Below are 13156 nucleotides of genomic sequence, written 5' to 3' on the forward strand. Positions count from 1 at the left end.
GATGAAGATTCGCATCATTGGCGGCGGCCCCGCCGGCCTTTTCTACGCCTATCTGATGAAGCGCGACGACCCGTCGCACGACATCCGCGTCTACGAACGCGACCCGGAAAGCGCCACCTACGGCTGGGGCGTGGTCTTCTCCGACGTGGCGCTCGCCTTCGTGCGCGACCTCGCGCCGGAACTGTACGAATCGATGACGCGCAACCAGGAGGTGTTCGACGAGATGGCCGTCGTGCACCAGGGCGTGCACGTCACGCTCGCGCACAACACCTTCCATCGCATGGCGCGCATCGACCTGCTCAAGGCGCTGCACGCGCATTGCCGCGAGGTGGGCGTGGTCATCGAGTTCGAGCAGCGCTTCGACGACGTCACGGCCTTTGCAGACGCGGACCTGATCGTCGCAGCCGACGGCGCCAATAGCGCCATCCGCACTCGCTACAAGGAACACTTCGGGCCGACGCTCGACGAGCGACCGAACCTGCTGGCGTGGTACGGCACCACGCAACTCTTCGACCCGCTCTCGCTCATCTTCCGGCAGAACCCCGACGGGCTGGCGATCGCCCACACTTACCGCTACAGCCGCACGCACAGCACCTTCCTGGTCGAAGTCGACCCGGCCACCTTCCACCGATCGGGCCTCGACCGCATGAGTGAATCACAGAGCCTCGCATGGTGCGAAAAGGTGTTTGCCGATGACCTGCAGGGCCACAAGCTGCTGTCCAACAAGTCGAACTGGTTCCGCTACACCATCGTCAAGAACCGCAGTTGGCACTACACGAACATCGTGCTGATCGGCGATGCGCTGCGCACCGGCCACCCGTCGGTCGGGTCGGGCACGCGCCTCGCCATGCAGGATTCGATCGCGCTCTTCGACGCCTGCAAGACCTGCGGCGCGGATGTGCCGAAGATGCTCGAAGAATTCGTGCGCATCCGCCAGCCCGGCTCCGACTCGCTTCAGAAGGCCGCGATCAAGAGCACCGAGTGGTACGAAAACCTCGGGCCCAAGCTGCCACTGGATCCGATCTCCTTCGCCTACGACTACGTCACGCGCAGCGGCCGCGTCGACCATGCGGACGTGCGCAAGCGCGACCCCGAGCTTGCGGCCGCCTACGAGAAGCTGCACCCGGAACTGGCGTTTTGACCTGGAAGGAATCCACCATGCTCGAAGGCTGCGTTCCCTGGCCCGCCGAAGCGGCCCAAAAATTCCGCCAACTCGACCTGTGGGAGGACCTCACGGTGGCCGAGATGGTCGAGCGCACGATGCGTGCGGCGCCAGAGAAGACCGCGTTGGTCTTCAACGACCGCCGCATCAGCTATGCAGAACTGGTGGGCAGTTCCAGGCAACTCGCGATGGCCCTGCTCGACCTGGGCTTGAAGCCGCGCGACCGCGTGGTGGTGCAGTTGCCGAACGTGCCGGAGTTCGTCATTGCGTATCTGGCTCTCAACTGGATGGGCGCGATCCCGGTGATGGCGCTGCGCGCGCACCGGCATGCCGAGGTGCGCCATTTCATCCGTGCCTCCGGCGCGACCGCCTACCTGGTGCCCGACGTCGTCGGCAACTTCGACTACCGGCCGATGGCTGCGGAAATGGCTGCGGAGTTTCCCTTCCTGCGCCACGTGATCGTTGCGGGCGAGCCGGCGCCGGGACAGCGTGCACTGGATCCGTTGATCGACGGCGGCGTGGGCGAAGACGACCAGTCCACGGCGAGACTGCTCGCCGCACGCCCCGCCCCCGATGAAGTGTCGACCATGTTGCTCTCCGGCGGCACGACCTCGGTGTCGAAGCTAATCCCCCGCACGCACAACGACTACGTGCTCAACGCCCGCCTCTGCGCGCAGGCGGCGGGCTTCGACCGCGAAACGGTCTTCATGGCCATCCTGCCGCTGGGCCACAACTACAACCTCGCGTCGCCGGGCCTGCTGGGCACCTTCTACGCGGGCGGCACCGTGGTGATTGCCGCGGGCACCGACATGGAGGCTACTTTCGCATCCGTCGAGCGCGAGCGCGTATCGGCCATCGCGAGCGTGGTCCCGCTCATTTCCAACTGGCTCAACAGCGACGTGCCGAAGCGCTTCGATCTCTCGTCGCTCAAGGTCGTGCAGAACGGCGGCGCACGGCTGGCGCCCGAGTTGCGCACGCGCCTGCGCGAACAGTTCGGCTGCACGCCGCAGGAGATCTATGGCACAGCCGAAGGCCTGATCAACATGACGCGGCTCGACGACCCGAACGAGCTCCTGCTCGAAAGCTCGGGTGCGCCCGTGAGCGAACTCGACGAGATCAAGGTGCTGGACGACAACGACCGCGAAGTACCCGACGGCGAGACCGGCGAACTGGTGACGCGCGGACCCTACACCATCCGCGGCTACTACAACGCACCCGAGAAGAACGCCGAAGCCTTCACGGCCGACGGTTTCTATCGGATGGGCGACATCGTGCGCAAACGCGGACGCTACGTGTTCACCGAAGGCCGCCGCAAGGACCTGATCAATCGCGGTGGCGAGAAGATCAGCTGCGACGAGATCGAGAACCTCATCTTCGGACTTCCGCAGGTGAAAGTCGTCGCGCTGGTCGGCCTGCCCGATCCGGTCTTCGGCGAGAAGGCGTGCGCCTGCGTGATCCTGCAGCCCGGCACCACGCTCGAGTTCGATGAGCTGATTGCCTACCTGCGCCAGCAGAAGATCGCATCCTTCAAGCTGCCCGAGCGGCTGGAGATCATGGATGAATTTCCGGTGAGCCCCGTCGGCAAGATCCTCAAGCGCGAACTGCGCGACCGGCTCACCGCGTAGAGTGCGCCCATGATCGTTCTCTACCATTGCGTCAGCGCTCGCTCCTTTCGCCCGTTGTGGATGCTCGAAGAGGTGGGCGCACCGTACGAGCTGCGCATGCTGCCGTTCCCGCCGCGCGCGCTGCAGCGTTCGTACCTCGAGATCAATCCGCTGGGAACGGTGCCCTATCTGATCGACGGCGACACGCGCATGACGGAGTCCGCCGCGATGTGCCAATACCTCGCGCAGCGCTGCGATCCGGACAACACGCGCGGGCTCGCGGTTCGCCCGGACGAACCCGGCTTCGGCGCCTGGCTGAACTGGCTGCACCACGGCGAGGCAACGCTGACCTTCCCGCAGACCATCGTGCTTCGCTACGGGCGATTCGAACCGGACGAGCGCAAGCTGCCGCAGGCTGCGGAGGACTACGCCAAGTGGTTCATCGCGCGCCTGCGCGGCATCGACGGCGTGCTGGCGAAGCACGAGTTCCTCTGCGCCGACCGCTTCACGGCCGCGGACATCTCGGTCGGCTATGCCCTGATGCTGGCCGGCGAGATCGGCCTGACCGCGCGCATTCCTCCCGCGATCGCCGCCTATTGGGAGCGACTGAAACTGCGCGACGGCTACCGGCGCGCGCTGGCCTCGCAGCACGGCGCGGCGTTGACGCAGGGCGTCTCGCCGCAGTCTTCGCCGACTCCCTCGCCTTCCACGCCCGGCACTTGATTCGCTTCCATCAAGGCCCCGCCATTGACTCAACCGCCCTTGCGCCTGCATAACCGCAGGAATGGACTTCCACCACCCGCTCTTCCAGAGCCTTGCGCTGCCGCTGGTTCTCTCCTTCGCGGGTGCAGGGCTGCTGCGGGTGGGACTGGGGCCGGTCCACGGGCGGCGTTGGGCTTCGGCCAGCGTCGGGGTCGCGATCGTCGTCGGATCGGTATGGATCCTGGGCTGGGACATGTGGCCCCGCACGCTGACGGAGGAACTGCCCTGGATCTATATGGCCGCCGCCTTGCTGGGTCTCGGCCTGGAAGCCATGCGCGCCGCCCCCCGGACCACCTGGCTCGCCACCTGCGCCCTCTGGACGCTCGTGCTCGCGGGATTGAGCGACCAGCCGCTCGCAGTGCAGGCGTTGACCTGGCTGGTCGGCGTTGCGGTGATCGCTGCGGTGCTGGGGCAATCCGAGGAGAGCGCCCACGCACCGGCGAGCCTCGTCGTCGCCGGACTCGGACTGGCAGCGGTCGCCCTCATCAACGGCTCGGCGCTCCTGTTCGAGCTGAGCCTGTCGATCTCCGCCGCAGTCGCGGGCTGTGCACTGTGGGTCTGGCCCACGGCCCGCATCGCCTTCGGCGCCTGCGGTGCCGTGGTCTCGGTGATCGCCTGGCTATCCTTGGCGGAAGGCATCGCATTGCTGTCACCTGTGCGGCCTGTCGTGCTGTTGTTGCTCGCTTGCGCCTTCCTGTCGGGACCGATCGTGCAATGGGCGGCCCGATGGTTTCGAAGTCCGCAGCCCCATGCATCGCGGCGCAACTGGCGCGGTGCATTGATCATCGCGGTGCTGGCCGCGATCTGGGTGACCGGCGCCGTGGCGCTGGCGCTGCGCGACGATGCCAAGGCACCGGCCGGCAGCCTCGACGACCCCTACTACACGCCACGCTGGTAGACGTGGCGAGACACGCAGATCGACTTCCATGATGCCCAACCCCTCCTCGATCCCGGGCATCGATGCCCTGTGGCCTCTGTGTCTGGACATCGTTGCGCAACGCCGCGGGCACGCTGCACCGCAGCAATGGGACGCGCACTCGCCCCTGGCCTGGGATGCATCGCAGGGTTTTGCCTTGCGCGGCGTGTGGGACGACGGCGCAGTCGAGTTGTTCGACCTGCTCAAGCCCGTGCTGGACCGCCCGCGCAAGAGCAAGCCCTGGCTGATCGGCCAGCTCGGCCAAAGCCTCGACGGATGCGTGGCAACGCACGGCGGCGACTCCAACTACGTGAACGGCCCCGAGGTGCTGGTGCATCTGCATCGCCTGCGTGCGTTGAGCGATGCGGTCATCGTGGGCGCCGGCACCGCGGCCATCGACGACCCGCAACTCACGACGCGTCATGTGGCGGGCGCACACCCGGTGCGGGTGCTGCTCGATCCGGAACTCGGTCTTCCGCCGACCTTGCGTGTCTTCTCGGACCGGCAGGCTGCGACTCTGCTCGCGTGCGATGCAACCCGGGCAGCCGAAGCGGCAAATCGCGTGGGCGCCGATCAGGTACTCGGGGTGCGAGGTCTGACGGGAGTCGAGGGCGGGCTGAACCTGCGCGCACTGACGGCTGCATTGGAAGCGCGCGGCCTTCGCGTCCTGTTCGTCGAAGGCGGCGGCGTCACGGTTTCGCGCTTCATCGCGCAAGGATGCCTGGACCGGTTGCACCTGAGCGTCGCGCCTGTGATCATCGGCGCCGGTCGGCCGGGGTTGCAGTTGCCGAGAAGCGCCGCGATGCGGGATTGCATGCGGCCTTCAGTGCGAATCTTCCGCATGGGGTTCGATGTGCTGTGGGATCTCGACCTACGGGCCGAGCAACCCGAAGCCCCGCGAAGCTAGACCGCCAGAATCTCCTGGTGCCCGATGCGCAGGCGAGTCTTGTCGAGAACGTCGATTCGTCGCTGAATCCATGCGCTCACCGAGCTTCGGGCCGTCGGGTCTTGCTCGATCGCCGCAGTGCCCATGCCTTCCACCATCGCGGTCAGCATCGCCGCGGCTTGTGTTTCTTCGCCGGCATCGATGTGCCAGTCGCTGTTGGCCTGGGAAACTCGAAATCCCATCGCAGGGAGACGACTGACAGCAACGCTCACCGCGTCCGCGCCGAGTGCAGGACCGAATCCCTTGTCTCGACGCTGATTTGAAGCGAAGAGTCGATCCACCTCCTCGTCGCCGGCAATGGGCGGATCCCAGGTGACGCGGCCGTCGACATTCAGGCCGAACAACATGGCCGCGCCCGCCGAGCGAACACGGCCGAACAGCGCGTCCAGCCAGGATGCGGAGACGAGGTCCAGCAGCGCCGATGCGGTAACGAGCCTTGATCCGGCAAAGGGAACAGCGCCGAGTTGCAACGCGAGGTCGATGCACAGGAGGTGTACCTCGGCCTTCCAACCCGGACCTTCGATGCGCATGGAAGTGGCTCTTGCCTCAAGCAATAAGCCGTTCTCCAACGCCCATGCCGCAAGCACGCCTGGCAATGCCTCCAGCAGCTTCGGGTCATGGTCGACCAGGATCCATCGTTGCGATCCAGCAAGGCGCGGTGCGAGTTCACGCAGGTTCGCGCCCGTTCCGCAGGCCAGGTCGAGCACCGCGAGTGTCGGATCACCACCGCGCAAACGTGTGGCGAGCGCGTTCAGCTTCAGCGAGCGCGCTGCCATGCCGCGCGCCTCGCGGTCATAGGGCTCGCGCAGCGCGAGCCAGTCGGCACTGAAGCCGGTCACGTGTCAGTCGCTCCCTGAAACCTGCGAAGAGCTGTTGCGAAACGCGCGGCGCTGTCCGCCCACGTTGGCAACCGTTGCCGCGCCGCGCGAGCGCCCTCCGACAGCTGCGCGCGCCAGTCGGCATCGTCGATCACACGCTGCAAGGCTGTGCGCAAAGCAAGGCCGTCGCCGGGCGGCACCAGCACGCCGGCATCCGCGGGCACGGTGTCCGGGATGGCGCCCGCGCTGGTGCTGATCACGGGCAGTCCATGTGCCAGGGCTTCCGCCAGCGCCATGCCGTAGCCTTCGTGAAAGGACGGCAGCACGAACGCATCGGCGCCCGCATAAAGCGCCCTCAAGCCGGCCTCGTCCTGCTCACCGTGAAGCACGATCCTCTCGGCCAGACGATGGCGTTCGATGGCCTCGATGAAAGCGCTGGCACATGCGGGATCCATCGTCAGGCTCCCGGCACAATGCAGCGTCCAGTGCCGGTCGCGCAATGCGGAGAGCGCTTCGATCAAAAGGCCGTGGCCCTTGCGCGGCGTCACGGTCGCCACGCAAAGAAGCGACAACCCGCCAGAGCCCGATCCAGCCGCGAGCGGCGCCGGCTCGGTTCCCGGTTCGACCACGGCGATGCGCGACGCGGGCACGTCGAACGCAGCCAGCGCACGCGCGGTGGAAGGACTGGTCACGATCACGCCCCGCGCGGTCGCCAAGGCGCGTCGTTCGCTCTCGAACAGCGCGAGCCGCATGGCGGCCTCAAGCCCGGTTTCCAGCGACAAAGGGTGATGAACGAGCGCGACCCAACGCAGGCGTTGCGCGTGGGCTTCGGCCAATGCGGGCATCGCGCCGAAGGCAAGGCCATCGATCACCGCGAGTTCGCCATCGGGGACGGCCTCGACGACGCGGCGCGCCAGCGCCTCCGCCGATGCACTCGGCATGGGCCAGCCCCCATCGAGTGAACGCACATCGACCTGCCATCGTCGGGCGCGCAGTCCATCGATGACGTGCCGGTCGTAGGTGTAGCCACCCGTTCGGGTGTTCAGGTCTCCCGGCACGAGAAAGGCGCAGCGAGTGTTCAACCAGCGCGCGCCGACAAGGCGCCCTCGTAGGCCGCCCAGGCCACATGCGATTCGTTGAGCCTCACGCGCAATGCTGACAGTTCGCTTGCGTGGGGTCCGAGTTCGCCCTTGGCAATGCGGTCGGCAATGCGATCGAAGATCACGCGCGCCATGAACTCGGTGGTCGTGTTCTTTCCCTCGAACGCGGGATCGTCGTCGAGGTTGCGCAGGTTGAGTTCGCTCAGCACGCCGCGCAACACCTCGGTCGCGAGCGCGATGTCGACCACCACGCCATCGGCGTCCAGTTCGACGCGGCGAAGTTCGAGGTCAACCACGTAGGTCGCACCATGCAGGCGCTGGGCGGGGCCGAACACTTCGCCCCGAAAGCTGTGGGCGATCATGAAGTGGTCGCGGACGTTGACGCTGTACATGGAGGCCTTTCAGGAGTAGTCGATACGCTGGCACAAGGTGTCCGGTGCGGCAGTGGCCAGGCGGCCGAGCACCGCGGGCAACTCGTCGAATGGGGCGCTGTCGGTGATGAGCGCGTCGAGCACCGGATCGCGCAACAGCGACAAGGCGAGCGCGAGCCGGCGGTGGTGGCTCCAGCGCGAACGCTGGACAACGGCCACATGGCCCACTTGCGAGCTCTTGAGCGTGAGGCGCTGCGCGTGGAAAGCTTCCCCCAGCGGAAGCGCGACTTCGCGCCGGCCGTACCAGCTCATCTCGATGACCGTGGCCTCGAACGCCGCCAGGCGCAACGCGGTGACAAGCCCTTGCGCGCTGCCGCTCGCATGTACGACGAGGTCCGCGTCCGGCTTGGCACCCTCCGGGCTTGCAAAGGCCACGCCCAGGACTTCAGCCACCTGTCGACGCGAGGGATTCAAATCGATCAGCTCGACCGCGCAACCCGGCAGCCGGCCCGCGAGCCATGCGACGAGAAGGCCCACCACCCCCCCGCCCACGACCGCGATGCGATCGCCGATGCGAGGCGCCGCATCCCACAAGGCATTGACGGCGGTCTCCATGTTGGCCGCCAGTACCGCACGCGGCGCGGGCACGCCTTCAGGCAGCAGGTGCAGGGCATGGGCCGGCACGACGTAGCGGGTCTGGTGCGGATAGAGGCAGAAGACGGTGCGGCCCAAGAGCGCCTCCGCCCCCTGCTCCACGATACCGACGCTGGCATAGCCGTACTTCACCGGCCCCGGAAAATCACCCTCCTGAAACGGCGCCCGCATCCGCTCGAACTCGGTAGCCGGCACCTCGCCCCGGTACACGAGCATCTCGGTGCCGCGGCTGATGCCGCTGTGCAGCGCGCGCACCAGTACGTCGCCGGCGGCGGGGGCATGCACGCCGGCACTGCGGATCGCCGCCCGGCCGGGCGCCTCGATCCAGCAAGCCCTTGACTCACCTGAAACTTCGCGGGACGGATATGCTGGCATGCTGCTTTCAGCGCTCGCTGTCCGCGAGCGACCCTGTTCAAGCCGATGGAAGCGATCTTAAGACGATGACTTCGCAGTCCTCCAATGACCGTCGCGTATTCCCGTCGAGCCATGCTGCTGCGCTGCGTCGCGATGCATGGGGGGAGGCCCTGGCCTGCCTCGTGTTGCTGACGCTGATCGCCGGCGGCGCCGGGCTGCTGGCTGCGCTCGGTCCCTGGTTTCACATCAAGGCAGTGAGCGTATTTGTCGTGGCGTTCGCGATCGTCCTGCGCGGGCTTCCGGACCATTCGCCGAATCTGCGTTTCGGCCCGGCCAACCGCGTGACGCTGTTGCGCCTGACGCTCGTGGCACTGCTCGCGGCCGGAATTGGCGAGCCCACTGCCGACGTCGCGCCGATCGCCTGGGCCGCCATCGTCATCGCCACGACCGCAGCGCTGCTCGACGCGCTGGATGGCCCATTGGCACGCACTCATGGCATCGCCAGCGAATTCGGCGCGCGCTTCGACATGGAGACGGATGCGCTGATGGTGCTCGTCCTGAGCCTGCTGGTGATTCATTTCGACAAGGCCGGCCTATGGATCATTGCGGCTGGTCTCATGCGCTACGTATTCGTGCTGGCCGCCAAGGCCTGGCCATGGCTGGCGCGGCCTCTACCGCCGAGCCAGCGCCGCAAGGCCGTGTGCGTGGTGCAGATCACCAGCCTGATCGTGTGCCTCGGGCCGATCATTCCGCTCGCGTGGAGCCAGTCCATTGCCGCGGCCAGCCTGGCCGCCCTGGCTGCATCCTTCGCAGTGGACATCGTCTGGCTGGCCCGTCGTCACCGTTCCCCCTTGGAGGTCGAACCATGAATGCGCCGCCGATCCGGAGACTGTGCGTCACCCTGTTCTCGCTGATGGCACTGGCTTCGCCGGTGCGGGCCGAGCCGGCGCGCTACGAGCTGGACCCGAACCACATCACCGTCGCCTTCATGGTCGATCACCTCGGCTATGCCAAGGTGCTCGGGATGTTTCGTGCGGCACGCGGCAGCTACAGCTTCGACGAAGCCACCGCCACCTTGAGCAACCTGCGCGTCGAGGTCGACACGCAGAGCGTTTTCAGCAACTACGGCAGGCGCGACCAGCATCTGAAGAGCGCCGACTTCCTCAACGCCAGCGAATTCCCGCGCATGGTGTTCACCGCGTCCAGCGCCAAGCGAACCGGCGACCGCACCTTCGAGATCCCGGGTCAGCTCGAACTGCTGGGCAAGCCACAGCCACTGACGCTCACCGCGACCTGGAACAAGAGCGGCCCCTCGCCCATCGACAGGGTCTACACGATGGGCGTGTCGGCACGCGGCAGTTTCAAGCGCAGCAGCTACGGAATGAACTACGGCGTGAGCAACGAGTGGGTTGGCGACGAGATACCGCTCATCATCGAGTTCGAGGCCCAGCGCAAATGATCGCCGGCGCCCGGCACTCACCGCGGACCGGGGCGGTGCCATGGCCCGGATGGACGCGATGGCTGCTGCGCTTCGGCCTGCCCTTCGCCATGCTGAATGCGATGTTCACGCTGGAGAACATCTGGCCGACGCTGTGGGCGCGACCGGGGCTGCGTCTGTCCTTCGAGTTGTGCATGGCAACGCTCGCGCTCACGGCGTGGCTGGCCGCGCGAGGCGCCGCGAGCGCCCGGATGCTGCGCGCGCTGGCCGCGCTCACCACCTTCTGGGTTGTCACGCGCTATGTAGAGGTGACTGCATCGGCCGTCTTCGGCCGGGAGATCAACCTGTACTGGGACGGCCGTCATCTGTTCGACGTGCTTCGCATGGGCAATGCTGCGGAATGGCAGATCGCCCTGGGTGCGGCAATCATTCTGGCCGTCGTGTGGCTGGCGTACCGCGTCGCTCACCATTGCTGGGCTGCCATGGCGCGCGAACTCGCATGGCACCGGCCGCGTCCGGCGATCGGCGTCTTCGGCGCACTGCTGCTGGGGATTTTCGCCATGCACGGCATGGGTGGGCGCGACACGCGTTGGTTCTTTTCGATGCCGGTCGCGCCCATCATCGCCAGACAGGCCGAGTTGCTCGCAGGGCAACTGTGGCCGGGCAGTATCGCCTCGCGCCTGTCGCCCAGCCCGGCCTTCGACACGCACCTGGGAGGACTCGGCGGCGCCGATGTTCTGTTGATCTTCGCGGAGTCCTACGGCGTGACGACCCTCGACGCCCCCGACCAGGCCGCCAGGCTCGCGTCACACCGTGCGCGGCTGGCCGAAGCCCTGCGGGCCGGCGGACGACAGGTTGTTTCGGGGCGTGTGCGATCGCCGACCTACGGCGGTGCCTCCTGGCTCGCCCACGCCGAACTGCTGAGCGGTGTCGACATGCAGAAGCCTGGGAACTACGAACTGCTGCTCGCGACGGAGCGACCCACGCTGGTGCGGCACTTCAAGGCCCACGGCTACCGAACCGTAAGCTGGATGCCGGGCCTGCAGCGGCCCTGGCCCGAAGGCAGCTTCTACGCCTTCGACCGCTACGTCGACGCTACCAACATGGGCTATCGCGGCCCGGATTTCGGGCATTGGCGCATCCCGGACCAGGCCTCGGTCGCGTTGGTGCAGGCGCAGGAGCTGGCCGCCTCACCCGCCACACGCGCGCCGCGCCTGATCGTCTTCCCGACCCTGGCCAGCCACGCGCCGTTTCGCCCCCTGGCGCCCTATGTGCCCGACTGGGACCGACTACTTCGCGCTGATGCGTACGCGCAAGACCAGGTGGCGCATGCCGTGGCCGAGCCCTTGTCATGGCTGGAGCCGGTGCCCGCCTATCTCGATTCGCTGGCCTACACCTTCGAATGGCTGGGCGACTACCTGTCAGGCCACGCGCCGCCGAACATGCTGACGATCGTGATCGGCGACCATCAGCCGATGGCGAGCGTGAGTGGCCGTGACGCATCGTGGGATGTACCTGTTCACATCATCAGCGCCGACCCGCAGCTCCTGCAGCGCCTCGAAGCCGCCGGCTTCACACCAGGCCTGCTGCCGATGCAGCCTTCGCTCATGTCGATGCATGGCCTCACGTCCGTGCTGCTCAGCGCATTCGACGGCCGCTCAGGCAGTCGTTCCGGCGCCGCGGAATAGACCGGCAAGCCTGCGCGTTCTGTGCACTATTTCACGCTGGTTGCGGGGGCTTCTCTGATAGCCTGTCCGGCTATGCGCGCCATCGTCCTGCTTGCCAATATCGGGGTCCTTGCCCTGGCCTTCTACCTGGGATCGTGGATAGGACTGTTGATCGCGGCCGGTGTCTGCGTGGTGCTCGTTGCAGCCTTTTTCGTCTTCTCGATGGCCAAGATCGAAGCGCGCGAATCGAAGGACGTGCAGAGGGCGATGGGGCGGAACTCCACCTTTCTCGGTGGGCTCTTCCACTCCAGCAAGCGCTGATTCCGCACCCTTATTCGACGGCCGCCTTGGCCACGGCAACCGCAGCCTCCCGCGGCAGCGCGACTGCATTCTTCACTGCCAGGATCTCCGCCATCACACTCACCGCGATCTCCGGCGGCGTCTTGCTGCCGATGTAGATGCCGATCGGCCCACGCAGGCGCGCCAGCGACGCTTCGGTCTGGTCGAAGTGATCGATCATGCGTTCGCGCCTCGCTTCGGCGTTGCGGCGGGAGCCGATGGCGCCGACGTAGAAGGCCTCGCTGTTCAAGGCTTCGAGCAATGCGAGATCGTCGAGCTTCGGGTCGTGCGTGAGCGCGACCACACAGGTTCGGCGATCCGGCCTGAAGGCCGTCACCGCGTCGTCGGGCATTTCAGTGGTAATGGTCACGCCCGGCAAGGACCAGGCCGTGTGGTACTCCGTGCGCGGGTCGCACAAGGTGACTGCGAAGCCGCTGAACTTCGCCATCGTCGCGAGGTATTCGGCCAGTTGGCCGGCGCCGATCAGGAGCATGCGGTACTCGGGGCCGAAGGTGTTGACCAGTTCCGAGTCCGTCACCGTCAGCTCGGCGGGCGATGGCGCCTCGGCCAGCTTGACGGCGCCATCGGCGAGCGACACCGTGCGCTGCATCAGCCGGCCTTGCTCGAGCGCGGCGACGAGCGTCGCAAGCGAAGCGGGATCGGGATCGTATTCGAGCAGCAGTTCCAGCGTGCCGCCGCACGGCAACCCGAAGCGATGCGCCTCGTCGGCGGTGATGCCGTACTTGACGAGCGCCGGTGCGCCGGATGGCATCGCGCCATCGCCACCGTGCGCGCGGCTGTAGCGCGCGATCAAGTCGTCTTCGATGCAGCCGCCCGACACCGAGCCGACGACCGCGCCGTCCTCGGCCAGCGCCATGATCGAACCGATCGGCCGGGGCGACGATCCCCACGTGCGCACCACGGTGGAGAGCAGCGCACGGCGACCGGCCTGGCGCCAGTCGCGCAAGGTGCGAAGCACCATGACGTCGAGGTTTTCCATGTCTGTTCCCTGCTTTCCGAGGCGC

14 protein-coding genes are annotated in these 13156 nt (G+C 66.9%); 9 read left to right on the forward strand and 5 right to left on the reverse strand.

Going from position 1 to position 13156, the window contains the following annotated elements:
* The first annotated feature begins 1 nt into the window (after nucleotide 1).
* The 5 genes from QTI04_RS17745 to QTI04_RS17765 all read left to right on the forward strand — a co-directional run bounded on the left by QTI04_RS17745 (nucleotide 2) and on the right by QTI04_RS17765 (nucleotide 5351).
* Nucleotides 2-1141 carry an FAD-dependent monooxygenase gene (locus QTI04_RS17745; protein WP_286616772.1) on the forward strand — a complete coding sequence of 380 codons (1140 nt, stop codon included), beginning with the start codon at nucleotides 2-4 and terminating at the stop codon, nucleotides 1139-1141.
* 17 nt (nucleotides 1142-1158) lie between these two features.
* Nucleotides 1159-2787, forward strand: coding sequence for a (2,3-dihydroxybenzoyl)adenylate synthase (locus tag QTI04_RS17750; protein ID WP_286616775.1), 1629 nt, complete (start codon nucleotides 1159-1161; stop codon nucleotides 2785-2787).
* A 9-nt stretch (nucleotides 2788-2796) separates the two neighbouring features.
* A complete protein-coding gene (locus QTI04_RS17755) occupies nucleotides 2797-3489 on the forward strand; it encodes a glutathione S-transferase family protein (RefSeq protein ID WP_286616777.1) in 693 nt (230 codons plus the stop codon).
* 61 nt (nucleotides 3490-3550) lie between these two features.
* Entirely contained in the window at nucleotides 3551-4426 is an 876-nt protein-coding gene (locus QTI04_RS17760; RefSeq protein ID WP_286599724.1) for a hypothetical protein, read from the forward strand.
* A gap of 31 nt (nucleotides 4427-4457) precedes the next feature.
* Nucleotides 4458-5351 (forward strand): RibD family protein, encoded by an 894-nt coding sequence (locus tag QTI04_RS17765; protein ID WP_286616779.1) that lies wholly within the window; start codon nucleotides 4458-4460, stop codon nucleotides 5349-5351.
* Here the strand turns inward: QTI04_RS17765 and QTI04_RS17770 are convergent.
* The 4 genes from QTI04_RS17770 to QTI04_RS17785 form a co-directional block, all read right to left on the reverse strand.
* Nucleotides 5348-6097: a class I SAM-dependent methyltransferase gene (locus QTI04_RS17770; RefSeq protein WP_286616780.1), complete on the reverse strand. Its 750-nt coding sequence runs from the start codon at nucleotides 6095-6097 to the stop codon at nucleotides 5348-5350. The two genes, QTI04_RS17765 and QTI04_RS17770, sit on opposite strands and share 4 nt — an antisense overlap.
* Before the next feature lie 128 nt (nucleotides 6098-6225).
* Nucleotides 6226-7290, reverse strand: a complete 1065-nt coding sequence (locus QTI04_RS17775; protein ID WP_286599719.1) for a glycosyltransferase family 4 protein — start codon at nucleotides 7288-7290, stop codon at nucleotides 6226-6228.
* Nucleotides 7287-7700, reverse strand: coding sequence for a 6-carboxytetrahydropterin synthase (locus QTI04_RS17780; protein ID WP_286599717.1), 414 nt, complete (start codon nucleotides 7698-7700; stop codon nucleotides 7287-7289). The genes QTI04_RS17775 and QTI04_RS17780 overlap by 4 nt, the downstream gene beginning before the upstream one ends.
* 9 nt (nucleotides 7701-7709) lie before the next feature.
* The gene (locus QTI04_RS17785; RefSeq protein ID WP_286616781.1) at nucleotides 7710-8618 is read right to left on the reverse strand and encodes a zinc-binding alcohol dehydrogenase; all 909 of its coding nucleotides are present in this window, start codon (nucleotides 8616-8618) and stop codon (nucleotides 7710-7712) included.
* A 155-nt stretch (nucleotides 8619-8773) separates the two neighbouring features.
* Between QTI04_RS17785 and QTI04_RS17790 the strand changes: the two genes are divergently transcribed.
* From QTI04_RS17790 to QTI04_RS17805, 4 genes are all read left to right on the forward strand, one after another.
* Nucleotides 8774-9556 (forward strand): CDP-alcohol phosphatidyltransferase family protein, encoded by a 783-nt coding sequence (locus tag QTI04_RS17790; RefSeq protein WP_286599713.1) that lies wholly within the window; start codon nucleotides 8774-8776, stop codon nucleotides 9554-9556.
* Nucleotides 9553-10146 (forward strand): YceI family protein, encoded by a 594-nt coding sequence (locus tag QTI04_RS17795; RefSeq protein ID WP_286599711.1) that lies wholly within the window; start codon nucleotides 9553-9555, stop codon nucleotides 10144-10146. Before QTI04_RS17790 ends, QTI04_RS17795 begins: the two co-directional genes overlap by 4 nt.
* 35 nt (nucleotides 10147-10181) lie before the next feature.
* Entirely contained in the window at nucleotides 10182-11813 is a 1632-nt protein-coding gene (locus tag QTI04_RS17800; RefSeq protein ID WP_286599709.1) for a sulfatase-like hydrolase/transferase, read from the forward strand.
* 72 nt (nucleotides 11814-11885) lie between these two features.
* Nucleotides 11886-12113, forward strand: coding sequence for a hypothetical protein (locus QTI04_RS17805; protein ID WP_286599708.1), 228 nt, complete (start codon nucleotides 11886-11888; stop codon nucleotides 12111-12113).
* A gap of 10 nt (nucleotides 12114-12123) precedes the next feature.
* On the opposite strand, the gene QTI04_RS17810 is transcribed toward QTI04_RS17805, so the two are convergent.
* A complete protein-coding gene (locus QTI04_RS17810; RefSeq protein WP_286616783.1) occupies nucleotides 12124-13131 on the reverse strand; it encodes an XdhC family protein in 1008 nt (335 codons plus the stop codon).
* Nucleotides 13132-13156: the final 25 nt, after the last annotated feature.

The sequence above is a fragment of the Variovorax sp. J22R115 genome (genome assembly GCF_030317005.1).
Lineage (GTDB): Bacteria > Pseudomonadota > Gammaproteobacteria > Burkholderiales > Burkholderiaceae_C > Variovorax.

What these genes read in the sequence shown, in the direction of transcription:
- QTI04_RS17745 (WP_286616772.1), top strand. Translation starts at nt 2, where the DNA reads ATGAAGATTCGCATCATTGGCGGCGGCCCCGCCGGCCTTTTCTACGCC.
- QTI04_RS17750 (WP_286616775.1), top strand. Translation starts at nt 1,159, where the DNA reads ATGCTCGAAGGCTGCGTTCCCTGGCCCGCCGAAGCGGCCCAAAAATTC.
- QTI04_RS17755 (WP_286616777.1), top strand. Translation starts at nt 2,797, where the DNA reads ATGATCGTTCTCTACCATTGCGTCAGCGCTCGCTCCTTTCGCCCGTTG.
- QTI04_RS17760 (WP_286599724.1), top strand. Translation starts at nt 3,551, where the DNA reads ATGGACTTCCACCACCCGCTCTTCCAGAGCCTTGCGCTGCCGCTGGTT.
- QTI04_RS17765 (WP_286616779.1), top strand. Translation starts at nt 4,458, where the DNA reads ATGCCCAACCCCTCCTCGATCCCGGGCATCGATGCCCTGTGGCCTCTG.
- QTI04_RS17780 (WP_286599717.1), bottom strand. Translation starts at nt 7,700, where the DNA reads ATGTACAGCGTCAACGTCCGCGACCACTTCATGATCGCCCACAGCTTT.
- QTI04_RS17790 (WP_286599713.1), top strand. Translation starts at nt 8,774, where the DNA reads ATGACTTCGCAGTCCTCCAATGACCGTCGCGTATTCCCGTCGAGCCAT.
- QTI04_RS17795 (WP_286599711.1), top strand. Translation starts at nt 9,553, where the DNA reads ATGAATGCGCCGCCGATCCGGAGACTGTGCGTCACCCTGTTCTCGCTG.
- QTI04_RS17805 (WP_286599708.1), top strand. Translation starts at nt 11,886, where the DNA reads ATGCGCGCCATCGTCCTGCTTGCCAATATCGGGGTCCTTGCCCTGGCC.
- QTI04_RS17810 (WP_286616783.1), bottom strand. Translation starts at nt 13,131, where the DNA reads ATGGAAAACCTCGACGTCATGGTGCTTCGCACCTTGCGCGACTGGCGC.